Annotated in this window: 25 protein-coding genes and 4 tRNA genes; 11 read left to right on the top strand and 18 right to left on the bottom strand. The window is 61.9% G+C overall.

Going from position 1 to position 25,463, the window contains the following annotated elements:
- Positions 1–40 precede the first annotated feature (40 nt).
- On the top strand, positions 41–1,918 hold the full coding sequence (locus tag FS767_RS15990) for an MFS transporter (RefSeq protein ID WP_144966812.1): 1,878 nt from the start codon (positions 41–43) through the stop codon (positions 1,916–1,918).
- A 23-nt stretch (positions 1,919–1,941) separates the two neighbouring features.
- Here the strand turns inward: FS767_RS15990 and sugE are convergent, their stop codons facing one another.
- From sugE to rdgC, 3 genes are all read right to left on the bottom strand, one after another.
- Complete coding sequence (gene sugE, locus FS767_RS15995) at positions 1,942–2,259, bottom strand: quaternary ammonium compound efflux SMR transporter SugE (protein ID WP_058604169.1); 318 nt, start codon at positions 2,257–2,259, stop codon at positions 1,942–1,944.
- Between the two features lie 133 nt (positions 2,260–2,392).
- The gene (locus FS767_RS16000) at positions 2,393–3,358 is read right to left on the bottom strand and encodes a bile acid:sodium symporter family protein (RefSeq protein WP_058604170.1); all 966 of its coding nucleotides are present in this window, start codon (positions 3,356–3,358) and stop codon (positions 2,393–2,395) included.
- A 113-nt stretch (positions 3,359–3,471) separates the two neighbouring features.
- The gene (rdgC, locus tag FS767_RS16005) at positions 3,472–4,392 is read right to left on the bottom strand and encodes a recombination-associated protein RdgC (RefSeq protein ID WP_023533890.1); all 921 of its coding nucleotides are present in this window, start codon (positions 4,390–4,392) and stop codon (positions 3,472–3,474) included.
- 215 nt (positions 4,393–4,607) lie between these two features.
- Between rdgC and FS767_RS16010 the strand changes: the two genes are divergently transcribed.
- The 4 genes from FS767_RS16010 (at position 4,608) to FS767_RS16025 (ending at position 5,107) form a co-directional block, all read left to right on the top strand.
- A tRNA-Val gene (locus FS767_RS16010) sits at positions 4,608–4,683 on the top strand.
- Positions 4,684–4,696: 13 nt separating this feature from the next.
- Positions 4,697–4,773, top strand: a tRNA-Asp gene (locus FS767_RS16015).
- Positions 4,774–4,941: 168 nt separating this feature from the next.
- Positions 4,942–5,017 (top strand) — tRNA-Val (locus FS767_RS16020).
- A gap of 13 nt (positions 5,018–5,030) precedes the next feature.
- Positions 5,031–5,107: transfer RNA gene (locus FS767_RS16025), tRNA-Asp, on the top strand.
- A gap of 101 nt (positions 5,108–5,208) precedes the next feature.
- Here FS767_RS16025 and map read toward each other — a convergent pair.
- Entirely contained in the window at positions 5,209–6,009 is an 801-nt protein-coding gene (map, locus tag FS767_RS16030) for a type I methionyl aminopeptidase (RefSeq protein ID WP_144966815.1), read from the bottom strand.
- Positions 6,010–6,334: 325 nt separating this feature from the next.
- On the opposite strand from map, the gene FS767_RS16035 reads away from it, so the two are divergent.
- The 4 genes from FS767_RS16035 (at position 6,335) to FS767_RS16050 (ending at position 8,864) form a co-directional block, all read left to right on the top strand.
- The gene (locus tag FS767_RS16035) at positions 6,335–7,099 is read left to right on the top strand and encodes an FKBP-type peptidyl-prolyl cis-trans isomerase (protein ID WP_058604172.1); all 765 of its coding nucleotides are present in this window, start codon (positions 6,335–6,337) and stop codon (positions 7,097–7,099) included.
- A 492-nt stretch (positions 7,100–7,591) separates the two neighbouring features.
- Positions 7,592–8,032: a YkvA family protein gene (locus tag FS767_RS16040; protein ID WP_144966817.1), complete on the top strand. Its 441-nt coding sequence runs from the start codon at positions 7,592–7,594 to the stop codon at positions 8,030–8,032.
- A gap of 125 nt (positions 8,033–8,157) precedes the next feature.
- Positions 8,158–8,499 carry a helix-turn-helix domain-containing protein gene (locus tag FS767_RS16045; protein WP_144966818.1) on the top strand — a complete coding sequence of 114 codons (342 nt, stop codon included), beginning with the start codon at positions 8,158–8,160 and terminating at the stop codon, positions 8,497–8,499.
- Positions 8,496–8,864 carry a hypothetical protein gene (locus FS767_RS16050; protein ID WP_027915781.1) on the top strand — a complete coding sequence of 123 codons (369 nt, stop codon included), beginning with the start codon at positions 8,496–8,498 and terminating at the stop codon, positions 8,862–8,864. The genes FS767_RS16045 and FS767_RS16050 overlap by 4 nt, the downstream gene beginning before the upstream one ends.
- A 159-nt stretch (positions 8,865–9,023) precedes the next feature.
- On the opposite strand, the gene FS767_RS16055 is transcribed toward FS767_RS16050, so the two are convergent.
- On the bottom strand, positions 9,024–11,105 hold the full coding sequence (locus FS767_RS16055) for a carboxy terminal-processing peptidase (RefSeq protein WP_178102743.1): 2,082 nt from the start codon (positions 11,103–11,105) through the stop codon (positions 9,024–9,026).
- Positions 11,106–11,247: 142 nt separating this feature from the next.
- Here FS767_RS16055 and FS767_RS16060 point away from each other — a divergent pair, with 142 nt between their 5' ends.
- Entirely contained in the window at positions 11,248–12,210 is a 963-nt protein-coding gene (locus FS767_RS16060; protein WP_144966820.1) for an NAD(P)H-quinone oxidoreductase, read from the top strand.
- A 124-nt stretch (positions 12,211–12,334) separates the two neighbouring features.
- Here FS767_RS16060 and FS767_RS16065 read toward each other — a convergent pair whose 3' ends face one another.
- From FS767_RS16065 to FS767_RS16090, 6 genes are all read right to left on the bottom strand, one after another.
- On the bottom strand, positions 12,335–12,988 hold the full coding sequence (locus tag FS767_RS16065) for an HAD family phosphatase (RefSeq protein WP_144966822.1): 654 nt from the start codon (positions 12,986–12,988) through the stop codon (positions 12,335–12,337).
- Positions 12,989–13,000: 12 nt separating this feature from the next.
- The gene (locus FS767_RS16070; protein ID WP_058604178.1) at positions 13,001–13,990 is read right to left on the bottom strand and encodes an ABC transporter ATP-binding protein; all 990 of its coding nucleotides are present in this window, start codon (positions 13,988–13,990) and stop codon (positions 13,001–13,003) included.
- Position 13,991: 1 nt separating this feature from the next.
- Positions 13,992–14,786: an ABC transporter permease gene (locus FS767_RS16075; protein WP_058604179.1), complete on the bottom strand. Its 795-nt coding sequence runs from the start codon at positions 14,784–14,786 to the stop codon at positions 13,992–13,994.
- Positions 14,776–15,615 carry an ABC transporter permease subunit gene (locus FS767_RS16080; RefSeq protein ID WP_144966824.1) on the bottom strand — a complete coding sequence of 280 codons (840 nt, stop codon included), beginning with the start codon at positions 15,613–15,615 and terminating at the stop codon, positions 14,776–14,778. Before FS767_RS16080 ends, FS767_RS16075 begins: the two co-directional genes overlap by 11 nt.
- Positions 15,612–16,418 (bottom strand): alkaline phosphatase family protein, encoded by an 807-nt coding sequence (locus FS767_RS16085; protein ID WP_058604181.1) that lies wholly within the window; start codon positions 16,416–16,418, stop codon positions 15,612–15,614. The genes FS767_RS16080 and FS767_RS16085 overlap by 4 nt, the downstream gene beginning before the upstream one ends.
- A gap of 147 nt (positions 16,419–16,565) precedes the next feature.
- Positions 16,566–17,627, bottom strand: coding sequence for an ABC transporter substrate-binding protein (locus FS767_RS16090; RefSeq protein ID WP_144966826.1), 1,062 nt, complete (start codon positions 17,625–17,627; stop codon positions 16,566–16,568).
- A gap of 325 nt (positions 17,628–17,952) precedes the next feature.
- Here FS767_RS16090 and FS767_RS16095 point away from each other — a divergent pair, with 325 nt between their 5' ends.
- Positions 17,953–18,666, top strand: coding sequence for a UTRA domain-containing protein (locus tag FS767_RS16095; protein WP_058604183.1), 714 nt, complete (start codon positions 17,953–17,955; stop codon positions 18,664–18,666).
- Positions 18,667–18,718: 52 nt separating this feature from the next.
- Here the strand turns inward: FS767_RS16095 and FS767_RS16100 are convergent, their stop codons facing one another.
- The 7 genes from FS767_RS16100 to minC form a co-directional block, all read right to left on the bottom strand.
- A complete protein-coding gene (locus tag FS767_RS16100; RefSeq protein WP_144966828.1) occupies positions 18,719–20,872 on the bottom strand; it encodes a mechanosensitive ion channel family protein in 2,154 nt (717 codons plus the stop codon).
- Between the two features lie 44 nt (positions 20,873–20,916).
- The gene (locus FS767_RS22890; protein WP_167339350.1) at positions 20,917–21,084 is read right to left on the bottom strand and encodes a hypothetical protein; all 168 of its coding nucleotides are present in this window, start codon (positions 21,082–21,084) and stop codon (positions 20,917–20,919) included.
- Positions 21,085–21,226: 142 nt separating this feature from the next.
- Positions 21,227–22,516 carry a M18 family aminopeptidase gene (locus FS767_RS16105; RefSeq protein ID WP_144966830.1) on the bottom strand — a complete coding sequence of 430 codons (1,290 nt, stop codon included), beginning with the start codon at positions 22,514–22,516 and terminating at the stop codon, positions 21,227–21,229.
- Positions 22,517–22,703: 187 nt separating this feature from the next.
- A complete protein-coding gene (locus FS767_RS16110) occupies positions 22,704–23,339 on the bottom strand; it encodes an RluA family pseudouridine synthase (protein ID WP_100852067.1) in 636 nt (211 codons plus the stop codon).
- A 148-nt stretch (positions 23,340–23,487) separates the two neighbouring features.
- Positions 23,488–23,742 (bottom strand): cell division topological specificity factor MinE, encoded by a 255-nt coding sequence (gene minE, locus FS767_RS16115; protein WP_009682849.1) that lies wholly within the window; start codon positions 23,740–23,742, stop codon positions 23,488–23,490.
- A 3-nt stretch (positions 23,743–23,745) separates the two neighbouring features.
- Positions 23,746–24,558, bottom strand: coding sequence for a septum site-determining protein MinD (gene minD / locus FS767_RS16120; protein ID WP_012313198.1), 813 nt, complete (start codon positions 24,556–24,558; stop codon positions 23,746–23,748).
- A 100-nt stretch (positions 24,559–24,658) separates the two neighbouring features.
- Positions 24,659–25,417 carry a septum site-determining protein MinC gene (minC, locus tag FS767_RS16125; protein ID WP_058604187.1) on the bottom strand — a complete coding sequence of 253 codons (759 nt, stop codon included), beginning with the start codon at positions 25,415–25,417 and terminating at the stop codon, positions 24,659–24,661.
- Between the last annotated feature and the right edge of the window lie 46 nt (positions 25,418–25,463).

A 25,463-nucleotide genomic window follows, 5' to 3' on the forward strand; every position in this document is an offset into this window, starting at 1 on the left:
ACTGCCATCACGGCTGAACCTCAATCCAGGACCAAGGACGATGAGTCATTCCTCGCAATTCACCTTGCTCGGCAAACGGCGCTTCCTGCCTTTTTTCATTACCCAGTCGCTCGGTGCGTTCAACGACAACCTGTTCAAGCAGTCGCTGATCCTGGCCATCCTGTTCAAGCTGAGCCTCGGGGACGGTGACCGGTCCATCTGGGTCAATCTGTGCGCCTTGCTGTTCATCCTGCCGTTCTTTCTTTTCTCGGCGCTGGGTGGGCAGTTCGGGGAGAAGTTTCCCAAGGACGCGCTCATTCGGGTGATCAAGCTGGCGGAGATCGGCATCATGTCGGTCGGCGCGCTGGGGTTTGCGACCAATCACCTGGCCCTCATGCTGGTGGCCTTGTTCGGCATGGGTACTCATTCGGCGCTGTTCGGGCCGGTGAAGTACTCGATCCTGCCCCAGGCGCTGCGCGAGCAAGAGCTGGTCGGCGGCAATGGGCTGGTGGAGACGGGCACCTTCCTGGCCATCCTCGCCGGCACCATCGGCGCCGGGGTAATGATGTCAGCCGAAAACTATGCCACGGTGGTAGCCGGGGGCGTAGTGGGCACTGCCGTACTGGGCTACCTGGCCAGCCGCTGGATTCCCCGCGCCGCTGCTGCCTCACCGCACATGAAGCTGGACTGGAACATCTTCAGGCAGTCGTGGACCATCCTGCGCATGGGCCTTGCCCAGCCGCCTGCGGTGTCGCGCTCGATCGTCGGCAACTCCTGGTTCTGGTTCGTCGGTGCTATTTACCTGACCCAGATCCCGGCCTACGCCAAAGACTGGCTGCACGGCGATGGCACCGTGGTCACCCTAGTGCTGACGCTGTTCTCGGTGGGCATCGCCCTGGGTTCCTTGTTGTGTGAGCGCCTGAGCGGGCGCAAGGTGGAAATCGGCCTGGTGCCGTTCGGCTCCTTCGGCCTGACCGTGTTCGGCCTGCTGTGGTGGTGGCATTCCGGGGATGTGCCGAGCGCCGCCAGCGCCCATGACTGGCTCGACCTGCTGGGCCTGCACCAAGCGTGGTGGATTCTGCTGTCCATCGTCGGGCTCGGGGTGTTCGGCGGGTTCTATATCGTGCCGCTGTATGCGTTGATTCAGTCACGCACGGCCGTGGACGAGCGCGCGCGGGTGATCGCTGCCAACAACATCCTCAATGCATTGTTCATGGTGGTGTCGGCCCTGTTGACCATGGTTTTGCTGGGCGTGGCTGGGCTGGACATTCCCCAGCTGTTTTTGGTCGTCTCGCTGCTGAACATCGCCGTCAACGCCTACATATTCAGCATCGTGCCTGAATTCACCATGCGGTTTCTCATCTGGCTGCTCAGTCACTCGATGTACCGCGTCAAGCACCAGGGGTTGCAGCACATTCCCGATGAAGGCGCGGCATTGCTGGTGTGCAACCACGTGTCGTTCGTCGATGCCCTGTTGCTCGCTGGCGCGATACGCCGTCCTATTCGTTTCGTCATGTACTACAAGATCTACAACCTGCCCGTGCTGAACTTCGTGTTTCGCACCGCGGGCGCCATACCCATTGCCGGGCGTAGCGAGGACCTGGCGACGTACGAGCGCGCCTTCACCCGCATTGCCCGTTACCTGGCTGACGGCGAGCTTGTGTGCATCTTTCCCGAGGGCAAATTGACAGGGGACGGTGAGATCGACGTGTTCAAGGGCGGCCTGAGCCATATTCTTGAACAGACGCCCGTGCCAGTGATTCCCCTGGCGCTGCAAGGGCTATGGGGCAGTTTCTTCAGTCGCGACCCGGCCAAAGGTTTTTTCAGAAGAATGTGGTCCCGGGTGACTGTCGTGGCAGACAGCGCCATCCCTGCACAGGAGGCGCTGCCGGAGCGGCTGCGCGAGCAGGTCATTGGCCTGCGCGCAGGCAACCGCTGAGCGCGCCTGGCCAATGACCGGTATCAGCTGGCGCTGACCTTGAGGCCAACCAGGCCGCACACGATCAGTGCCACGCTGACCAGTCGAACCAGCGCCATGGACTCACCGAACAGGATGATGCCGGCGATCACGGTGCCCACGGCGCCGACGCCGGTCCAGATGGCATAGGCCGTGCCCAGCGGCAGCTCTTTCATCGCCAGGCCCAATAGGCCGAGACTGACGGCCATGGCAGCAACCGTGAGCGCGGTGGGCAGTGGCTTGCTGAAGCCGTCGGTATATTTGAGGCCAACGGCCCAGCCGACCTCGAACAGGCCGGCGAAGAACAGGATGATCCAGGACATGATGCGTCTCCATCGTTGCAAGTGATGGGGCCGTCCCCTGGGTGATCACGCTGGGCGTCGTGAGGTCGTCCTCACCGTAGGCCCATGGTGCACATCTAGGGTCTTCCGGGCAAGCCTGCAGGCCAATCGCCTGTCAGTGTCTGACGCGTTTTGCGTCCTCGCCGTCGGAAGGGGTGTCCTCCAAACGCCGGAACCAGGTGGAAAGCAGCGCCCCGGAAATATTGTGCCAAACGCTGAACAATGCGCTGGGCACGGCGGCCAGGGGCGAAAAATGCGCAGCGGCAAGGGCTGCCCCCAGCCCGGAGTTCTGCATGCCTACCTCCAGCGCCAGCGACTTGCGCTGGGCCAAAGGCAGTTTGCACAGCTTCCCGGTGATGTACCCCAGCAAATAACCGAAGCTGTTGTGCAAGATGACAACCGCCATGATCAGGAGCCCCGACTCGGCGATTTTCGCCTGGCTGGCGGCCACCACGGCGCACACGATCAGCACGATGCTCACCACCGACACCAGTGGCAGGATCTGAACCGCAGCCTGCACACGCTCACCCAGCAGGCGTTGGGCCAGCACGCCGAGCACGATCGGGAGCATGACCAGTTGCAGGATCGACCAGAACATGTCCATGAAGGACACAGGAAGCCAGGCCGAGGCCAGGAACCAGATCAGCGCAGGCGTCAGCAGTGGCGCCAGCAGCGTGGTGACGCCCGCGATGGCCACGGCCAGCGCCAGGTCGCCGCGCGACAGCCACACCATCACGTTCGAAGCCGTGCCGCTCGGGCAGCAGCCGACCAGGATCACGCCCACGGCAATTTGCGGCGGTAGCTGGAACAACTGGCACAGCAGCCAGGCCATGCCCGGCATGATCACGAAATGCGCGACCACCCCCAGCATGACCCGCCAGGGTTGGCGGGCGAGGGCGGCGAAGTCGTCGAGCTTGAGGGTAAGGCCCATCCCGAACATCACCAGCCCCAGCAAGGGCACGATGGCCACCTTCAACCCAATGAACCATTGCGGTTGCAGGAAGGCCAGCACGGCGAACACCAGTACCCACAATGCAAAGGTGTTGCCGACGAAGCGACTCAAGGTGGCGAGGGCGCGCATGGGGTGATCTCCAGTTCGACTGCATGCCCGGGCATTTGCGCTGCAGGCAGGGGATGAGGTGCGGCAACGGTGCCGCCCTCACGCATCATGGGTACTGCCAACCCTCAGCGGGCTCACACCCCTTGCGGGATCTCTTCGCCGCCCAGGGCTTCGAAGAGCACAGGCAGGAACTCTGCAAATGTCATCATCATCAGCTGGAAGCTGGCGTCGAACTGCTGCGCGGCCTCGTCACCGCCATCCTGCTCGGCCTGCTCCTGCAGCAGTTCCTCGAATTTCAGGCGCTTGATGACCATCTTGTCGTCCAGTACGAACGACAGTTTGTCCTGCCAGGCCAGGGCGAGCTGGGTCACCACCTTGCCGGTGCTCAGGTGCAGCTGGATTTCCTCGCCGGTCAGGTCCTGGCGCTTGCAGCGCACGATGCCGCCATCTTCGGCCGTGTCGCGCAGCTCGCATTCGTCCAGCACGTAGAAGCCTTCGGCGGCCTTCTGGGACTTGACCCAGTCGGTCATGGTGGCCACCGGGGCGATCTTGACGGTGGCCGGCCGCACGGGCAGCGAGCCCATCACTTCACGCAGGGTGGACAGCAGGTCTTCGGCGCGCTTGGCGCTGGCCGAGTTGACCAGAATCACCCCAAGGCGCGGGGCAATGGCAGCAAAGATCATGGAGCGGCGAATGAAGGCGCGGGGCAGGAAGGCCTGAATGATCTCGTCCTTGATCTGGTCACGCTCCTTCTTGTAGACCTTGCGCATCTGTTCGGTCTCGATCTCCTCGACCTTTTCCTTGACCGCGTCATTGACCACACTGCTGGGCAGAATACGTTCTTCCTTGCGGGCGGCGATCAGCAGGTAATCACCGCTGACATGGACCAGCGGCGCATCTTCGCCCTTGCCGAACGGGGCGACGAAACCGTAGGTGGTCAGCTCCTGGCTGGCGCACGGACGGGCTGGCTTGCTGGCCAGGGCAGCCTCCAGGGCTTCAGGCTCGAAGGGGACGTCCTGGGTCAGGCGGTAGGTCAGCAGGTTCTTGAACCACATCGGGGGAGTCTCTCATTAATGCATAAGGCGGGCATTATTCTCCTACCAGCCCCGGAAGGCCAACCCTGTCAGAGGGCCAGCAGTGCACAAACCGAACGAAATCGGGCCGCTGCGCTAGGTTGTTGAAAGATCTGTACTTTTTTCGAAATAAAGTGAAAGAAAGTGCTTGCCAGGGTGCAGGACCGTCCGTAGAATGCGCCCCACACCGAGACGAAGGGTGATTAGCTCAGCCGGGAGAGCATCTGCCTTACAAGCAGAGGGTCGGCGGTTCGATCCCGTCATCACCCACCACTCGATGTATAGCGCAGCGGTAGTTCAGTCGGTTAGAATACCGGCCTGTCACGCCGGGGGTCGCGGGTTCGAGTCCCGTCCGCTGCGCCATATTCAGCTTCAAGGGCCCACTGAACACCCTGAAGCAACGAGAAAGCGACCTTAGGGTCGCTTTTTTTATGCCTTGAATTCGGCGCGAACTGCAGGGCATAAAAAAAGCGATAAGTGCTTGCCAGCATTGAAAGTTGTCCGTAGAATGCGCGCCACACCGAGAGACATGGGTGATTAGCTCAGCCGGGAGAGCATCTGCCTTACAAGCAGAGGGTCGGCGGTTCGATCCCGTCATCACCCACCACTCGATGTATAGCGCAGCGGTAGTTCAGTCGGTTAGAATACCGGCCTGTCACGCCGGGGGTCGCGGGTTCGAGTCCCGTCCGCTGCGCCATATTCAGCTTCAAGGGCCCACTGAACACCCTGAAGCAACAAGAAAAGCGACCTCAGGGTCGCTTTTTTTTATGCCTGCAGTTCAGTCTCTGTAGACGCTGTTCAGGCTCGCGCAGCCTGGCCATTCAGGCCTTGTCGCTCTTCGGCCCGCAGGGTCAGTACCTCGAAACCTTCGTCCGTCACGGCCACCGTGTGCTCCCATTGTGCCGACAGGCTGCCGTCACGGGTCACCACGCTCCAGCCATCCTTGAGCGTGCGGGTGCCACGCCCGCCCTGGTTGATCATGGGCTCGATGGTGAACACCATGCCTGGCTTGAGCTTCATGCCCATGCCGCGCTGACCCACATGCAGCACCTCCGGCGCTTCATGCATCTGCTGGCCAATGCCATGGCCACAATACTCACGGACCACGCTGTAGCCTGCGGCCTCGGCATGAGCCTGTACGGCGTGGCCAATGTCACCCAAGGTCGCCCCGGGTCGCACTTGCTCGATGCCTTTCCACAGCGCCGCATAGGTGGTGTCGACCAGGCGCCGGGCTTCATCATCGATCTGCCCAATGGCATACATCTTCGAAGAGTCAGCGATGTAACCGCCTTGCTCCAGCGTGATGTCGACGTTGACGATCGAACCTTCTTTAAGCACTTCATGGGCATCAGGCATGCCATGGCACACGACATGATCGACCGAGGTGTTGAGCGCATAGGGGAAGCCGTACTGACCTTTGCTTGCCGGCCTGGCCCTCAGGGCCTGGACGATGAAGTCTTCGGCGTGGTCATTGATCTGCAGGGTGGTGACGCCTGGACGTATGAAGCTGTCGAGTTCGGCGAACACCCGTGCAAGCAGTTGACCCGCGCGGCGCATCAGGTCGAGCTCGGCGGGGGATTTGATGATGACCTTGGACATAAACGCGAACAATCACTCCAGCTAGAATGCCTCAGAGCATAGACCCACGGCATACCCACATGCCACCTTCGAGCACGGGTGCGACACTTGATCGTGGATGATTTCCCTGTCGCTGCCTGCTGTTTTCGACACGATACGAGGCGCACGAAAGGGGGATCTTCCAGGTCATGGCACATGGCCGTTACCTGGTTGATGAATAACGATTCACTTGCTGAACTTACTTACCCAAACCCGCTCCTATGCCGGTAGCCATTGGTGAGGGCCGCCTGCTAAGCTCGCGGCCTCTACCCTGATTGCCCTTATGGCGCATGAACAAGGAATTAGCATGAAACAGCATCGTTTGGCGGCTGCGGTTGCCCTGGTAGGCCTGGTACTGGCTGGTTGTGATCAGCAGGCCAGCAGCCCCGAACTGAAGACGCCTGCGCAGAAAGCTTCCTACGGCATTGGCCTGAACATGGGCAAGAGCCTGGCACAGGAAGGCATGGATGACCTTGATTCCAAGGCGGTAGCGCTGGGTATCGAGGATGCCGTTGGCAAGAAAGAGCAGCGCCTGAAGGACGAAGAGCTGGTAGAAGCCTTCACTGCCTTGCAAAAGCGTGCCGAAGAGCGCCTGGCCAAGGCCAGCGAAGAGGCGGCCACTGCGGGCAAGAAATTCCTTGAGGAAAACGGCAAGAAGCAAGGCGTGGTGACCACCGCCTCGGGCCTGCAATACGAGGTTATCAAGAAGGCCGATGGCCCGCAGCCCAAGCCAACCGACGTAGTGACCGTTCACTATGAAGGCAAGTTGATCGACGGCAAGGTCTTCGACAGCTCCGTCGAGCGTGGCAGCCCGATCGACCTGCCGGTCAGTGGCGTGATCCCAGGTTGGGTCGAAGCCTTGCAATTGATGCACGTTGGCGAGAAATACAAGTTGTTCATCCCTGCTGACCTGGCATACGGCGCCCAGAGCCCGAGCCCATTGATCCCTGCCAATTCGGTTCTGGTGTTCGACCTGGAACTGATCGCGATCAAGGACCCCGCGCAGCTGCAAGGCGGTGAGCCTGAGGCCGAGGCACCTGCCGAAGCACCGGCTGAAGCACCTGCTAAGTAAGCGGTATTTCGGTTGAAACGAGCGCGCCGTCCTCACGGAGAGTTCGGCTCACTCAATCCCATTGGGGCCGCTTTGCGGCCCCAATGGTTTGTGTGGCGAAGCCAGATCCTAGAGATCCTACGCCACCGATTCGGCGTCCCGGCAGGGCCGTTCCTACACGGGTACAGCGTAATCCTCCTGCACGGGTACCTGATGACACTCAGAGCCGTACTGAACCGGTGGCGAGGCTGCCTTGCAGTACCTACGTGTTCAGGCACACCCCATTCGAACCTGCCCCGGCACACACTGTCCGAACAGGGACAGGTACCCATTGTAAGCTGCGTCTGAAATTACGGTCCTGGGGCGGACCTGTGCAGTGATTTGTAACCGCTGTGTAAAAAATGCCCGATCTTGTCCGGCGCCTTGTTTATGGGCCAACGGGCTCGTAAACGTCCCCCTGTTCACAAGGTTATCCACAATAAATGTGGATAACCTTTTCCGTCTGGAGGCACCATGAATGCACCTTGGAATTTCGCGCGCTTCCTGCCCCTGGCCGAGCGCCTGCTCAGCCGTGGGCGCTTGCCAGCGCTGCTGTTTGCCGTGGCCCGCAAAGGGCCACGCTTGGGCAAGCTGCGCGAAGACGTGAAGTTGATGCAGGCCCTGTGCCTGGCCTGGTGGCGTGGCGAATACCGGGCGATCAACCGCAAGGCATTGATTACGATCGTTGTCGGACTGCTGTATTTCGTAAGCCCCATCGATGCCATCCCGGACTGGTTGCTGGGCGTAGGCTTTCTGGATGACATCGCCGTGCTGGGGTGGGTGCTCAAGACCGTTTCCGATGAACTGGAGCGCTTCAAGGCCTGGCGAGACAGCCAGTCCCCGGAGCGGCTGCAGGTGGTAGAGCGTCTTCCAGCTACCCCCGAAGAGCTGCGTCTGGAGCGTGAAATCCCTTGAGGCGTGAGTGACACAGTGGTCCCCTGGAAGGGCTCGACTGCAAAGATCCTGAACTTGGTCATATAATTGGCACATGAAACACGCCAATGGATTACCTCCAGTAATCCTCTCGAAGGGGTTTTGCAATGGATATTCAGGTCATCAGCCGGGACGGTCAACCCGAGTATGCCGTCCCAGCGTGGGAAGACTACCAGGCGCTGCTCAAGGCGGCAGGGCAGGCCCCAGCGAATACTCCGGCACCTGCACCTGTGCAAGAAAACGACTCGCACGCCGTCCTGCCTGCCTTTGCCGAGGTTGGGGCCATACGCCGGGACAAGGGTATCGCCGCCGAGCACCTGGCCCGCAATGTGGGCGTCAGCCCGGCCTACCTGGCGATGATCGAATCGGGTGAGCGGCAGCCCGACGCCGCCATACGCCGTGCGCTGGCTTGGCACCTGGGTGTGCCTGGCTGGAGCGAGGCTTCATGAGTCAGGTCAGGATCAGCCGCCAGCATTGGGACAACCTGCTGGGCGAGCTGGATCTGGCCCGACGCCAACGTCATTTGCTGACTTACCGAGCGCTCATCGAACGCCTGCAACTGCCAAGCCCTGCCATGCAGACCCTGACCGCGGCGCTTGAGTACCTGGCGGTGCTGGATGCGCGTGCCGAACAACCCCTGCGCAGTTCACTGGTGATCAGCCAGGGTGCCAGCCGTTTGCCGCGCACGGGCTTTTTTGAGTGCGTGGAGCGGCTGGGGCGCTTCACAGGGCCTGTCGATGGCATGGAGGCCGCGTCCTGGCATGCCTCTGAGGTCGCACGCGTATTCGAATACACGTACCCCGACCCCGCCTGACCAGGCACAGCGCGCATTCAGCGGCGCTGAGCCATCCAATCATTCGCTAGCCGCACCTATCAATGACCCAATAAAGAAAGCCGGGCATCAATGAGCCCGGCTTTCGATTACACATCAGGGAGGGTGGCGAATGATTCGTCCCTCCCCAGGGTCTGCCGCTTACTTTTTAGCCACCTTGGTGCTGGCGCTGAGGTAATCGATCAGGATGCGCCCGGTTTCCGATAGATAGGCGTCGTCTTCCGGCTTGGTGTTTTCATCCTCGGCCGGCAGTGCATCCTCGTCTTCTTTTTTCAGCTCCTTGAGCGGTTCTTCACCCTTGGCCTTGCGACGGATGTTTTCCAGGGCCAGCTGCTTGGCCTCGACTTCATCGTGACGCGCCCGGCGTGCCTGCTCGTTGAGGCTGACGGTTTTTTCGGTCATCAGTTTCTGGGTCAATGCCAGACGGTCGCGGATGTAGATGAACTCGGCATCCTTGTCGCTGCGCGCCTGGTGCTGAGCCTTGAGCTGGGCCAGGTAAGGCTTGAAGGGGTCTACCGCAGGCTTGACGACCGGGCGGATCGTGTCCCACGGCATCGCTTCGGGCAGGGCGCTTTCGCCGATTTCCTTGGTGTCGATGATCGACGGGTAGTCGATGTCCGGCAATACACCCTGGTGCTGGGTGCTCTGCCCGGAAACGCGGTAGAACTTGGCCAGGGTCAGCTTGAGCTCGCCATGGTTGAGTGGCTGGATGGTCTGCACGGTGCCCTTGCCGAAGGTCTGGCCGCCAATGATCAACGCGCGGTGATAATCCTGCATGGCGCCGGCGAAAATCTCCGATGCCGAGGCGGACAAGCGGTTGACCAACAACGCCAGCGGCCCCTTGTAGAAGGCACCTGGGTTTTCATCTTCAAGCACATCGACACGGCCATCGCTGTTGCGTACCAGTACAGTGGGGCCTTTTTCGATGAACAGGCTCGTCAGTTCGGTCGCTTCCTGCAGCGAGCCGCCGCCGTTGTTGCGCAAATCGATGACCACGCCATCGACTTTCTCTTTTTGCAGCTCGGTCAGCAGCTTCTTCACGTCACGCGTGGTGCTCTTGTACTCCGGGTCACCTGCGCGGTAGGCCTTGAAGTCCAGGTAGAACGCCGGGATCTCGATGATGCCAAGTTTGTAGTCACGCCCGTCCTGCTTGAGCTTGAGCACGGACTTCTTGGCCGCCTGCTCTTCAAGCTTGACCGCTTCACGCGTGATCGACACGATCTTGCTGGTCTGGTCGCTGGGGGCGTTGCTCGCCGGGATGATTTCCAGGCGTACCACCGAGCCCTTGGGGCCACGAATCAGCTTGACCACTTCGTCCAGGCGCCAGCCGACGACGTCGACCATTTCCTTGTTGCCCTGGGCTACGCCGATGATCTTGTCAGCCGGCGCGACCTGCTTGGTCTTGGCCGCAGGACCGGCGGGCACCAGGCGCACGATTTTGACCTGATCGTTGTCGCTTTGCAGTACCGCGCCGATCCCTTCAAGCGACAGGCTCATGTTGATGTCGAAGTTTTCGGCGTTGTCAGGCGACAGGTAGTTGGTGTGCGGATCGTAGGACTGGGCGAAGGTATTGATGTACGCCTGGAAGATGTCTTCAGCCCGGGTCTGATCCAGGCGTGCCAGCTGGTTCTTGTAGCGCTTGATCAGGGTTTCCTGGATCTGCTTGGGCTCTTTGCCAGCGATCTTCTGGCGCAGCACCTCGTCCTTGACGCGTTTACGCCACAACTCGTCCAGGGCAGCCTGGTCCTTGAGCCAAGGCGCGTCCTTGCGGTCGATCAGCAAGGTCTCGTTGACGGTGAAGTCGATCTTGTCCACGCCCTTGTTGAGCTCGGCCAAGGCGAAGTCCAGGCGCTGCTTGACCCGGTCCAAGTAGCGCTTGTAGATGGTGAAGCCAGGGTCGAGGTTGCCGCTTTTGAGGAAGTCGTCGAACTGCGTCTTCCACTTGTCGAACTCGGCGATGTCGGCGGCGGTGAAATAGCTGCGTGCCGGGTCCAACAGCTTGATGTAGCTGTCGTAGATGATGACCGAACGGGCGTCATCCAACGGCGGCTTGCTGTAGTGATGGCGCTTGAGCAGCTCCACCACGTTGAGGCTGGCGACGATTTCGTCGCGGTCCGGTTGCAGGCTGTCCCACTTGTTGGCGGCCGCCGCATTGCCGCCGAGCGTAAGGCTGCCAAGGCCGATCATCAGTGCCAGGGCGGTGCTGGGTAGGAAATGCTTCATGCTGATTCGACGTGGGGGCAATTGATCACGCATAGTAGGCCGTCTTTTCCGTTCGCCGGTTCCATAAAAACCGGGCGCATACTGCAAAAAGCCTGGGCACGGGTGCCCAGGCTCGGTCATATGATTCAACTATGGAGGCACTGTGAAGGCATTGCAAGGCGTTGACGGACATGTCACCTGGGTCGAAGCCGAACGTCCTGCGTGTGATGCAGGACAAGTACGCATCCGGGTCGCGGCTGCGGGGTTGAACCGTGCCGATTTGCTGCAGATGAAAGGGCTCTATCCGCCGCCGCCCGGCGCCAGCCCCTACATGGGCCTGGAATGTGCCGGCGTGATCGCAGAAGTGGGGGCCGGGACAGCCTGGCGGGTGGGCGACAGGGTGTGCGCACTGCTGGCCAGCGGTGCCATGGCCGAGGAAGTGATCGTTGATGCGCGGCACGTGCTGCCTGTGCCCGAAGGGCTCAGCCTGCATGAAGCGGCGGCCCTGCCGGAAGTCTACGCGACGGCGTGGCTGAACATCTTCCAGCTGGGTGGCGTCAAGGCCGGCGAGAAGGTGCTGGTGCACGCCGGTGCCAGCGGCGTAGGGTCGGCTGCCATTCAGCTGTGCAAAGCGTTCGGCAACAGCGTGTGGGTCAGCGTCGGTTCGGCCGAGCGACTGGCGTATTGCCAGGCCTTGGGCGCGGCAGGGGGTGTTGTGCGCAACCAGAACCTCGATGACCTGGAAGCCATCGGCCCATTCGATGTGATTCTCGACCCGGTCGGCGCCAGCTATGGCGAGCTCAACCTCAAGCTGCTGGCCCGCGACGGGCGCTGGGTGATCATTGGCGTGATGGGTGGACGCAAGTTCGAACTGGATCTTGCCCAGGTCATGGCCAAGCGGGCGCAGATTACAGGTTCGACCTTGCGCAACCGTGACGATGCGTTCAAGGCCGAACTGTTGAGTGACTTGCGCCAGCAAGTCTGGCCGCTGTTCGCCGAAGGCCGGTTGTCACCGCAGTTGGTCGATACCTATCCGGTGGAGTTCGCCCAGGCAGCCTACGCCGAACTCGAGACCAACCAGGTGTCCGGCAAGCTGGTCATGATCATCGACCCAAGCCTGGCCTAGTGCCGGACCCGTTTGCCTACTCGCGCACTGGCGTCATCGCGCCCTGATGGGCCCTTGGGCCTGCCTGAGCGCAGGCTTGAGGGGAGGCAGGGTAAGCGTTTGGCACTGAACACCGAGCGCGGGTTCAGTGCCAGCTCAAGATAGGCCAACCGTGAGCTTGCGCATGCTCGCGCAACACCGGGTCCGGGTTCACGGCACAAGGGTTATCCACCTTCAGCAACAGGGGCAGGTCATTGCGCGAGTCCGAATAGAAGCTCGCACCCTCCAGGTTTTCCTGCTCCTGGTCCAGCCAGGCCAGCAAGCGGGTGATCTTGCCTTCCCGGTAAGTGAGTACGCCGTGGGTCCGGCCGGTATAGACGCCGTTGTGGGCGTCCAGATCGATGGCCAGGTATTCGTCCACGCCCAGGCGTGCAGCAATCGGCCCGACCAGGTGTACGCCTGACGCCGAGATGATCAGCACCCGGTCCCCGCGCTTGCGATGCTCGGCAATGCAGCGGCAGGCATCGCCGAAAATGATCGGTTCGATGACATCTTCCACCCACGGCTCGACCAGGTGTGCGACTTCTTCCAGCGTCCGCCCGGCAATCGGCTCCAGGCTGAACGCCATGTAGTCTTCCATCGCCAGTTCGCCTTTGCCGTAGGCCTCCATGAGCGCGTGGTCACGGCGCAGGAACGTCTCGCCATCCACCCATCCCAGCCGTGCCATGTGTTCGCTCCACAGTGACGCGCAGTCGCCGTGGATCAGGGTTTCGTCCAGATCGAAAATGGCTAGCGCCATACATGCATCTCCTTAAGCCACTTCCCGTAGCGCACTGGGGTCTATCGACACGCTGACTCGCTGACCGTCGGCATGCAGGTCGGCCGGCGAGCGGTTGAGCACATCCACCACCAGCTCTACCTCACGCACCTGCACCCGATAACGTATCACGTTGCCCAGCAGGCTGTGACTGCGCACCTGGGCGTCGAGTTCGCCGTGCAGGCCCAGCGTGATGGATTCGGGGCGTATGGCTAGGCGCCCGGAGACAGGGCGCTGCAACAGGCGGCTGGCACTGTCGGCATCGAGCAGGTTGTAGTTGCCGATGAAGCCGGCGGCAAACAGGTCCACCGGGGCCGTGTAGAGGGTCTCTGCATCGCCGCTTTGCACGATACGGCCCTGATTCATCAGGAAGATGCGGTCCGACAGCGTCAAGGCTTCTTCCTGGTCATGGGTAACGAAGATCGTGGTCAAGCCCAGTTCCCTCTGGATGGCGCGAATCTGCTCACGCAGGTGTTTGCGAATGCGCGCATCGAGTGCCGAAAGCGGCTCGTCGAGCAACAGCAGTCGGGGCCGGGTGACCAGGGAGCGGGCCAGGGCGACGCGCTGGCATTGCCCGCCAGACAACTGATGAGGGTAACGTGCGGCGAAGTCATTCAATTCCACCAGCTGCAATGCCTCGCGCACCCTTGCCTGGCTCTCATCACCCCTGACCTTCTGCATGCGCAGCCCGAAGGCAACGTTCTGCTCCACCGTCATGTTGGGAAACAGCGCATAACTCTGGAACACCATACCGATGCCGCGCTTTTGCGGGCTCTGCGGCACGATGTCAATGCCGTCGAGCAGGATCTGCCCGCTGTCGACCGGCGTGAGCCCGGCGATGCAGCGCAGCAGCGTGGACTTGCCGCACCCCGAAGGGCCGAGCAGGGTGATGAACTCGCCCCGTTCGATCTGGCAATCGATCTGGCTGAATACCGGGCTACCGGCGTAGCTTTTCTGCAGGTTGCGTACGCTGACGTAGCTCATCTCAGGTCTTGTCCTTGTTCAGGCGGTTGGCGACCCACGTCAAAATCAGCACGAAGGCGAAATAGGAAATCACCAGCGCACTGTTGAAGTGGCCGCTGCTGTTGCGCATGTTGTTGAGGTAGACCTGCAGGGTTTCGTAGCGCGTGCCCACCAGCAGGTTGGCGAACACGAACTCCCCGAACAGGAACGAGAACGACAACAACAGGGCCACCATCAGGCCTTTGCGCAGGTTGGGGAGTACCACCAGCAGAGCCGCCTGCCAGGTGCTGGCGCCCAGCAATTGCGCCGCGTCCATCAGGTCGCGCAAGTTGATGGCCTGCAGGTTATTGGTGATGGCCCGGTACATGAAGGGCAGGGCAATGGTGAAGTAGCAGCCGATCAGGATCCACGGTGTCCCCACCATGGCCATCGGCCCGCTGCCATACAGTTGCAGCAACCCCACCGACGACACCACAGGTGGCACGGCAAACGGCAGCAGGATCAGGACATTCATCAATGCGTCGAGCCGGGGGAAGTGATAATGCACCACGAACAGCAGCGGCAGGATCAGCACCACCGATAGCAGCAACGCACCAACGCACACCAGCAACGACTGGCCGAACGCTGCCAGAAAGCGCGGCTCGCTCCACAACGCCACGTACCACTTCAGGGTCAGGCCGCTGGGTAGTAGAGTGGCCGACCAACTGGTGGCCAGGGAGTAGAGCAGGGTGCCGGCCAGTGGCATCAGCAGAATGAGAAACAGCAGGTAGACCACGGCGCGGTGGTACCAGCCGCCGCTACGGGAATCAGCGCGCATGGTAGCTCCTTTTCAACAACCATTGATGCACCACGGTGACCACTGTCATCAGCCCTACCAGCACCATCGCCAGGGCACTGGCAAGGTTCGGATCGAGGCTGATGTCGCCGGCCACCAGGCCCGCGATGCGAATGGGCAGTACGTTGAAGTTGCCGGTGGTCAGGGCATAGACCGTGGCATAGGCGCCCAGGGCGTTGGCCAGCAGGATGACGAAGGTGCCCAGCAGCGCCGGGGCTAGCACCGGCAGCCCGATGTGCCGCCAGAACTGCCAGTGGTTAGCACCCAGCAGCGCAGCCGACTCGCGCCAGTCTTCGCGCAGCGCGTCGAAGGCCGGGTACAGCAGCAGGACACCCAGTGGGATCTGGAAATAGGTGTAAACCAGGATCAGCCCGCTCTTGGAGTAGATGCTGAAGTCTTCCAGCAGGCCCATCTGCTTGAGCAACAGGGTCAATGCGCCGTTGAAGCCGAGCAGGATGATGAACGCGAACGCCAGCGGCACACCGGCAAAATTGCTGGTCATGTTGGCAAAGGCACTGACGAAGTCGCGCAGCCGCGAGTCCACCTGGCGCAGCGAATAGGCACCCAAAGTCGCGATGATGATGCCCAACAGACTGGACCAGAAGCTGATCTCCAGGCTGCGTTGCAGGGCTTGCAGGTAGAACTTGGAGGCGAACACCTTGCTGAAATTGTCCATGCCCCAACCTGCCTCCGACTGCAGGCTGCTCAGCGCCACCCAGGCCAGCGGGGCAATCTGGAAGACCACGAAAACGACAGCGAAAGGCACCAGGCACAACAACGCCAGGTACCGGCCACGGGGCGACTGGCTCATTTGAGCAACTCCCGGCAGACCGATTTGTCGTGAGCGGCGCCGAGCAACTCGCAGATGGTCCCGCACAGGTCGGTCTGCAGTGGCTTGGCCGAGGGGTCGAGGCTGAAGGCTGCGCCGAACACGAACAAGGGCACTTCGCGCTCTTCGGCCAGCAGCCCGTTGTGCGAGCGGTCGTTGTTCATGCCATGGTCGGCGGTCACCAGCACCTGGTAGCCCTCGTCGAGCCACTTGGGCAGGTAGTCGGCCAGCAGGATGTCTGCGCTGCGGGCAGCGTTGCGGTATTGGCTGCTGTCCAGCCCATGGTGGTGGCCTACATCGTCGATGCTCATCGGGTGCACCAGCAGAAAATTGGGCGCATGACGCCGGCGCAGGTATTCGCCGTCGGCCAGCAGGTGTGAATCGGGGTAGCGATCGTCCCAGTAGAACAGCCCATGCTGGATGGGCAACTTGGGGGCGTGGGTATGCCGGTCACGCTGGGGGTCGAAAGGCGAGCGGTTGTACAGCTCGCTCATCCAGTGATAGGCCGCGGCTGCCGTGCCCAGGTTGGCCTCGCGGGCGTAGTGGAACACGCTGCGCTGGTTGGAAAGCCGGTTGACGTTGTTATGCACGATACCGCTGTCGATAGGGGGAACACCTGTAAGAATGCACTCGTACAGCGGGCGGGACAGCGACGGCAGTTCGCACTCCATGCGGTAAAGCGCGGCGCGGTCGGCCTCGACATAGGCGTGCAAATGGCCCATGGCGTGGTGGGCAACCTGATAGTTCAGCCCGTCCAACAGCACCAGGATGACGTTGTGGCTCATTGATGACTCCGCAAAAACATCGGGGAGAGGGCGCTTGCAGTGCGCCGCGCCGCGCCAGGGGGATACTGCTGGCGCGACGCCGGCTCGCTAGGGCTGCCACGCAGGCAGGACGACCCGCGTGGCAGTTGGCAGGCCAGTTTGCCTGCCTCATTCCATTTCGATGATTACCTGCTCTTGCCACATCTGCGGCAGCTTCTTGGAGGTCGCTTCCCACGCTTCGGCGTTCTTGATCGGCTGCGCAGGCGCGTATTGCTCGTTGGGCAGCAATTTGGCCTGCACATCCTCTGGCAGCTTCAGGTGCTCGGCGCGAATCGGGCGCGCGTGCCCCTTGGCCAGGTTGATCTGCCCGGCATCGCTGAATATGTATTCACGCGTCAGTTTTGCGGCATTGGGGTGCTTGGCGTACTTGTTGATGATGGTGGTGTAGCCCGAGGTGATCGAGCCGTCCGATGGGATCAGCACTTCAAAGCGCTTGGGGTCGATCTGATCGCGGTAGCTCAAGCCATTGAAGTCCCAGACCACGCCCACTTCCACCTCGCCCTTTTCCAGGGTCTGGATGGTCGGGTTGGCCATGGACAGGCGTTTTTGCTGGGCCAGCTTGGTGAACAGTTGCAGGCCTGGGGCCACGTTGCTCTCATCGCCCTTGTAGGCGATGGCGGCGGCCAGCACGCCGTTAGCGGCCTGGGCAGCGGTGCCGACATCACCGATGGCCACCTTGTACTTGCCGCGTTCCAGGTCGTGCCAGGTCTTGGGCCGCTCTGATTCCTTGACCAGGTCCTTATTGATGATGAACGCGATGGTGCCGGTGTAGGCCAGCGCCCAATGGCCATCCTGGTCCTTGGCCCACTCTGGCACCTGGTCCCAGGTGCTTGGCTTGTACGGCTGGCTTACGCCCTTGGCAATGGCAATGGGCCCGAACGCTGCGCCCACGTCGCCGATGTCGGCACTGGCATTGTCTTTTTCCGCCTCGAACTTGGCGATTTCCTGGGCCGAACTCATGTCGGTGTCGCTGTGCTTGAGCCCATATTTGCTGGCCAGGTCCTGCCAGGTGTCCTTCCAGTTGGCCCAGGCATCGGGCATGCCCACGCTATTGACCGTACCTTCCTTGCGGGCTGCATCCTCCAGTGCCTTGAGGTCATCGGCGGCCATGGCCGACGTGCAGAATGCGATTGCCGAACCGAGCAGTGACGCCATGAACAACTTTTTCATCCGTAGCTCCTTGGGTGGGTGCATCGACCGAACGCTGATATGTATGAAGCCGTTGTCTGCAGCCTTGGTCTAGGTCAGCAAACCTTGAGCCAAGGTAGGCCGGTAGCGTGACAATTTGATGTAGCCCCAGGTTTTGCTGCCTGATCGCGGCTTCTGGCAGTACAGCGTAGACCACCTGCGGGCCGGGCTTCGCAAGGCCTGGCCCGTTTCTGGCAGCGCTAGCCGGGCAGGCTTGTCACGGGATGTTCATCAGCCCTGCCTAGGCTTGCACCCAGTGCCCGGTGCCCTGTCGTGGGGCTGGCCTAGTCCAGATAGGTAACCTTTGATGCAGCCAATGCCACCGCGCGCGGTAACAGCCATCTGTAACGCCCTTGAGGAGCAGATCGAGCACGGCCTGTTGGCGCCGGGCGGCAAGCTGCCCGCCGAACGCCGGCTCAGCGAACTCTTCGCCACCACGCGCATCACCCTGCGCGAGGCGTTGGTGCAGTTGGAGGCAAGGGGCTTGATCTATCGCGAAGAGCGGCGGGGCTGGTTCGTCGCCCCCGAGCGCTTGAGCTATGACCTCATCGCGCGCAGCCACTTCCATGCAATGGTGCGTGAGCAGGGGCGAGCCGCCAGTACCGAGCTGCTGTCGGCTCGGCTGCAGCCGGCTTCGGCGGCCATCTGCGCGCGGCTGCAACTGCCGGCGTTGTCCAGTGTGGTGCGCATCTGCAGGCTCAGGCGTATCGACGGCAGGGCGGTGCTGTACGCCGAGCACTACCTCAACCCGCGTTACTTCCCGGCCATCCTCGAACACGACCTGGCGCAGTCATTGACCGAAATCTATGAGCGCCAATACGGTCTGCACTACGGGCAGGTGTGCTTCGAGATCTTGCCCACCGCATTGCCCGTGCAGGCGGCCGGAGCGTTGAGGGTGTCAGCGGGCAGCCCGGGGCTGCAGATCACCCGGGTCAACAGCGACCAGCACGGGCAGCTGATCGACTGCGACCTGGAATACTGGCGCCATGACGCCATTTGTATCAGGGCACAGGCAGGCTAGCCGGGCGACCTCTCGGGGCACCGGCGCGGCCACAGTCCGTGGCCAATCGGCTTCAACTGGACGCCTCGGCTTGTGTAACGGCGCCTGCGCCGGCCGTTACCACTTGCACCGACAGCCTGGGCGTTGCCAGGTCCAGGCCGGCTTCGTCGAGCTGGCGCTTGAGTGCCAGGTTGAAGGCCCGCGACACTTCCCACTGCTTGATCGGCGCCGTCTTGAAGCGGGCGCGCAACACTGCTGAACCCGACTCGAAGCTCTCCACCCCTTGCAGCTCCAGTGGCGACCAGATGTTGCGCCGCATCAGCGGATCGCTGCGCAGCTTCTGACCAACCTCGCGCACCAGCGTGATCGCCTGGTCGATGTTCATGTTGTAGGGGATCGCCACGCGGAAGATCGCGTAGCCGAATTCGCGGGAGTAGTTCTTGATGCTCTTGATTTCGCTGAATGGAATGGTATGCACGATGCCATCGATGTCCCGCAGGCGCACGGTACGGATGGTCAGGCCTTCTACAGTGCCCAGGTGGCCGCCGACATCCACGTAGTCGTCGATGGCCAGGGAGTCCTCGATGATGATGAACAGCCCGGTGATCAGGTCGGCCACCAGCGACTGGGCACCGAAGCCGATCGCCAGGCCGATGACACCGGCACCGGCCAACAGCGGCGTCACGTTCATGCCCATGTTGGCCAGAGCCACGATCACCGCGATGATGAAGATGAAGACGAACATCACGTTACGGATCAACGGCATCATGGTCTGCGCCCGGGCGTTGGCCATGCCGCGGCGCGAGCGGACCAGCGCATGGTGTACCGCCGTGTCGGCCAGGATCCACACCAGCCAGGCGACGATCAGCGTGCCTGCCAGGCCCATCAGGCGCAGGCTGATGTCATGCCCGTCGCCTTCGGCGAAGCTGATCATCGACAGCCCCCATACCCGAAGACCCAGCTCGATGAACACCAGCCAGATGAACAGGTGCACCAGCAAGTAGCCAAAATTGCGCAGCCGCTCGGCATACACCGCATGGCGTTTGCCGGCGCGCTTGGGGTTGGCGGCGTGGCGGCGCACTAGGCCATTGAGCACCATGCACACCACGACCAGCACCGTGCACATCAGTGACTGGCGAAGCGCCGTGCTGGTGTCACCGGCCGAGACGAAAGTGGCGAACAGGGAGATGGCCACCAGAATCAGCGCCGGAATGAACCAGAAACTGCCCAGGATCTCGATGGTGTCGCTCAGGGTTCGTCGCGTCAGGCGGCGCGACAAGGGTTGGTTGCGGATCAGGTGGGCGATGGGCCGGCGAAAACGCAGGATGAACAGGCCAGTGCACACCGCGGCGACGACGTTGGCCAAGGTGGCCACCCCATGGGCCAGGTGTATGCCCAGCGCAGCGGTGAGGCGCGGGTCGCTCATGGCCTCGCCGAAGGCGGCAAAGCTGCCGATCAGCCACAAGGGCCGGAATGCACGGTGGCGCAGGATGTGTAATGCCCGGTGGCGGTGTGGGCCGTCCAGCAGGGAAAACGCGATCACGCAGATGGCCGAGAAGCAGGTGCCCACCACCAGGGCATACGCCAGCACCATGGCCAGCGATTTACCCAGCGACGGGGGCAGTACGAAGCTCAAGTACACCGTGAACACCAGCGCAACCAACCACGGGCCCAGCTTGCGCAGGGCGAAGCGGACCAGGTCCCAGGTGCGGGGATGTTGGGGCAGTTCTTCGCTCAGGCCGAACCGCAGGCGAACCCGATGGCCCACCCAGTTGAAGGCGAATGCCAGCACGCTCCACACCGCAATCACTGCTGCAAAGCCGAACAGGATCGCGGGCCATTGGTGAACCGGCACCATCAAGGCCGCCAGTTCCTCCTGGGCCTGGTCGATTTCCATGCCCCAGCGCTGGAACGGGTTGGCCTCGCCGGTGAACTGCTTTTCGAAATCGTGCAGGGCGCCACCGATCAAGCCGAGCACGCCTTGCTCAACGCTCGGTTGTGACTTCTGCGTGGCGTCGCGCAGCTTTTTCAAGTCGGCCAGGAGCTTGGCACGCTGCTGGTCGTTCTCAAGGCTCTTGATCACCTCGTCCAGGGATTTGCCCAGCGGCTCGGAAGCCTCGGGCTGGGCGGGGGCACTGGACCCTAGAAGGCCGGGCAGGCCTGCTGCGTGTACAGGGCCGATGGACAGCAACAGCAGGACAAGCAGGTAACGCAGAAGGGCAGGCACGGGCAGATCTACCTCAGGTCAAACGATTGCCCGAGTGTAGAGGTTTATGACGGCAGTTTCTCCAGGATCTTCCAGCAGGTCAGGCCGAAGATGCCCAGGGTGCCTGCCCACATCATCAGCACGCCAACATCGCGCTCGCGCAGGCCGAACCCGAGGGTGAGCAGCAGCAGGGATGCGCAGACGGGGATCAGCAGGGCCAGGAAGGGTGACATGGCGACAGTCCTTTGCAGTGAGACATGCCATTAGCATAGTCGCTAACCCCCGGCCCGGCCTGCCTGAGGCGAACGTGTCGGCCATGTGCAGCAGTGCGGTCTGTTGGCGCCGGGTGTGTAGCACCCCGGCGCTCTGCGTGGCTCACGGCAGGTCGTGACTGCGGTAGAACGCTGTCAGGACCTTCACCAGGTGCGCCAGGTCATGGCTGCCGCACAGCTCGCGAATGGAGTGCATGGCAAAGGTCGGCAGCCCGATGTCGACCGTCCGCACGCCAAGGTGGCTGGCCGCAATGGGCCCGATGGTCGAGCCGCAACCCATGTCGCTGCGTACCACGAAGCTCTGCACCGGTACTTCCTCGGCCATGCACAAGTGGCGGAAGAAGCCGGCGGTTTCGCTGTTGGTGGCGTAGCGCTGGTTGTTGTTCACCTTGATCACCGGCCCTGCGTTGAGTTTCGGGCCATGGTTGCCGTCGTGCTTGTCGGCGTAGTTCGGGTGCACGCCATGGGCATTGTCGGCCGAAACCATCAACGAACGCTGGATGGTGCGCACGTAGGCGTCGCCGTCGGGCAACAGGCGCTGCAAAGTCTGCTCGAGCATCGGCCCGTCTGCGCCGCAGGCCGAGCTGCTGCCGACTTCCTCGTGGTCATTGCAAACCAGGATGCAGGTTTCATCGCTGTCGGCGGCCAGCAGGGCTTGCAGCCCGGCGTAGCACGACAGCAGGTTGTCCAGGCGGGCACCGGCAATGAAGTCGCCATTGAGCCCGATCTGCGCGGCGTCCTGGGTATCGTAGAAGCTCAGCTCGTAGTCCAGCACCACGTCGGCGTTGAGTTGGTGCTCGCGCGCCAGTTGTTCGGTCAGCAGGGCGCGAAAGTCGATGCGCTCGTCACCGGCCACTTGCGCCAGGATCGGTGGCAGTTCGGTCTGCGGGTTGATATGCCAGCCATCGTTGGCGGTACGGTTGAGGTGGATGGCCAGGTTGGGGATGACCGCGATCGGCAGCTTGAAGTCGACAAGCTGGCTTTCCACCTTGCCGTCACGGCGGTAGGTGACCCGGCCCGCCAGCGACAGGTCGCGGTCGAACCACGGCGCCAGCAGGGCCCCGCCATACACCTCCACGCCCAGCTGCAAGAAGCCCTGGCGCTGCAGTTCCGGTTGCGGCTTGACCCGCAGGCAGGGGCTGTCGGTGTGGGCGCCGACCATGCGGATGCCGTTGAGCAGCGGTGGCTGCCTGCCCATCTTGATCGCGATGATCGAGGAATCGTTACGGGTGACGTAATAGCGCCCGCCTGACACGACGGACCAGCTCTCGCGCTCGTCCAGGCGCTGGTAGCCAGCGGCCTCCAGGCGCAGGGCCAGGCTGGCGGTGGCGTGGAAGGGAGTAGGGGAGGCCTTGAGAAAATCGATCAGGCCTGCATTGAGTACATCGCGCATAGTTCACTCCAGACAGCAGTGGCGCGAGTTTAGCGTATTGAGTCGCCGAGCGGTGTCGGGCTGTGGGTTGCGCACTTGGCTGGATGGCTACAGGCCGCACACCGACCCCAGCGCCTCAGCCCGCAACACAGCTGGTCAGGGCAGCGCCGGCAGCTCTGATGGACTGCGAAGACACAGCCATGCCCGATCAAAACGGCGCCGGGCACTCGAATTTGAGGCGCTCACCGGACACCGGGTGGGTGAAGCTGAGCATCGATGCATGCAGGCACAGCCGCTCGTGGGCGGCCAAGGCCTGAGGGTTGGCATACAGCCGATCACCCAGCAGTGGGTGGCCGATCGATAACATGTGCACACGCAGTTGATGCGAGCGCCCTGTGATGGGCGTCAGCTCCACACGGCAGTACTCGCCGCAACGTTCCACCACCCGCCAGAACGTCAGCGCATGCTTGCCTTGTTCATGGTCCACGACGTGGCGTGGCTTGGTGGGTGGGTCATACCGCAGTGGCAGGTCGATGCTGCCGCTGTCCAGTGCCGGCTGCCCCCAACACAGGGCGGTGTAGGCCTTCTCGGTTTCCCGATCATGGAACTGGCGCGACAGCTCGCGGTGGCTGTCGGCATCACGGGCCAGCAGGATGATGCCCGACGTCTCCCAGTCCAGACGATGCACGATCAGCGCATCGGGATAGCCGTTTTCCTGGAGACGGGTAATCAGGCAATCCTTGTTGTCTTCAGCCCGGCCCGGGACCGACAGCAGCAGCGTCGGCTTGTTGATCACCAGGATGGCGGCGTCTTCGTGAAGGATCTGAATAGTCGACAGCGGCATTGCGTGGTCTCTGTTGAATCAGGAGAAAAAGCGGGGCGGTGCTGCTCCCCATATGCGGCAAGGCCGCTCCGACAGGGGAGTGCGATCCCTTGTCGGAGCGGCCTCGTGCCGCGAATGGGCTGCAGCGCAGCCCCGGCGCTCTGCCAGATCAGCGATCCGGCAGGGTGATGTTCAGCTCAAGAATGGAGCAGCTGCCCTGGTTTTCCAGCTCGATGTGTACATCGTCATTGCCGATGTTCACATACTTGCGAATCACTTCCAGCAGTTCCTTCTGCAACTCGGGCAGATAGTCCGGTTCGCTGCGTTGTCCGCGCTCGTGCGCCACGATGATCTGTAGACGCTCTTTCGCCACCGACGCGCTGGTCTGTTTCTGTCTGCCACGAAAGAAGTCAAAAAGGTTCATGGTTTATTTGCTCCCGAAAATGCGCTCGAAGAATCCCTTCTTCTGTACATCGATGAAGCGCATCGGCTTCTCTTTGCCCAGCAGGCGGTCGACTGCGTCACTGTACGCCTGGCCGGCATCGCTCTGGTCATCGAGAATGACCGGGATACCCTGGTTGGATGCCTTGAGCACCGCCTGCGATTCGGGAATCACGCCCTTGAGCTTGATCGAGAGAATCTCTTCCACGTCGGCCACGCTGAGCATTTCGCCCTTGACGACGCGCTCGGGGTGGTAGCGGGTGATCAGCAGGTGCTCCTTGATCGGCTCTTCGCCGTTTTCCGAGCGGCGCGACTTGCTCGACAGGATGCCGAGCATGCGGTCGGAGTCACGAACCGAAGACACTTCGGGGTTGGTGACCACGATGGCCTCGTCGGCGAAGTACATGGCCAGGTGGGCACCTTTCTCGATACCGGCCGGCGAGTCGCAGATCACGTATTCGAACTGCTCCTTCAGGTCCATCAGGACCTTCTCGACGCCTTCCTGGGTAAGGGCGTCCTTGTCACGGGTCTGGCTGGCCGCCAGCACGTACAGGTTTTCCAGGCGCTTGTCCTTGATCAGGGCTTGTTGCAGGTTGGCTTCGCCATTGACCACGTTGACGAAGTCATAAACCACACGGCGTTCGCAGCCCATGATCAGGTCGAGGTTACGCAGGCCCACGTCGAAGTCGACGATGACCGTCTTGTGGCCACGCAGTGCGAGGCCGGTACCGATGGCGGCGCTGGTGGTGGTCTTGCCCACACCCCCTTTGCCGGAAGTAACCACGAGAATCTTGGCCAAGGTGTTTCACCCCTAAAATGATCGGGACGCAAGTCCCTGCAAATAACTGAAATAACGGCAACGATAAAAAAGTTGCTCTAAAAATGCTGGCAAGTATCCGTTAAAGACGGGTGATGTTCAACACGTCGCCAGACAGGCTGACTTGTACGCCAGCGCCCCATAACGGATCGCGGCGCAAGTCTTCGCACACTTTGTACTGGCCGGCAATGGAGACCATTTCAGCGGTCATCTGCTGGCAGAAGATACGCGCCTTGGTATTGCCCTTGATACCTGCCAGGGCACGGCCGCGCATGGCGCCGTACACATGGATGTTGCCATCGGCAAGAAGTTCCGCACCCGGGCTGACCGAAGCGGTGACCACAAGGTCCCCACCTTGGGCGTAGATCTGCTGGCCGCCACGTACCGGGGCGGTGATGATGCGCGTGGCGCGTACCTCGGGTTCGAGCACCGGTGGCGGGGCAGGGGCCGGCTCGGGTTTCTTGGCCTCGGGCTCCGGTTCCAGTGGCCGCTCGCGGGCGCCGGACGGGGGCAGCACCGGCAGATCGATGGCGATGGCCGCGGCAATGTCTTCGATGCGGTTGGCACGGATGGCCAGGGTCCGCAGGCCATGGTGGCGGCAAATGCGCATCAAGCCAGGCAGGTCGATCGCACCTTCGCCGGCCGGCAGCTTGTCCAGCGCCAGCACCAACGGCGTATTGCTGAAGAAGTTCGGCGCCTGGGCCACTTTGGCCGCCAACTGGCGATCAAGGGCTTCAAGGTCATTGCGCGCCAGTTCCAGAACGGTAATGGCAAGCATGCTGCCCTTGAGCTGGAACACGGAGGGGGTGTCGGAGGTGTGGTTTGGGCTCATGGTCTGCATAGACGGCTTGTTGCGGAAAAAGTGCCCTGACTTATAACGATAAGAC

Origin of the sequence: Pseudomonas sp. DE0010 (genome assembly GCF_007680745.1) — a bacterium.
In the GTDB taxonomy this organism is placed as follows: domain Bacteria; phylum Pseudomonadota; class Gammaproteobacteria; order Pseudomonadales; family Pseudomonadaceae; genus Aquipseudomonas; species Aquipseudomonas parafulva_B.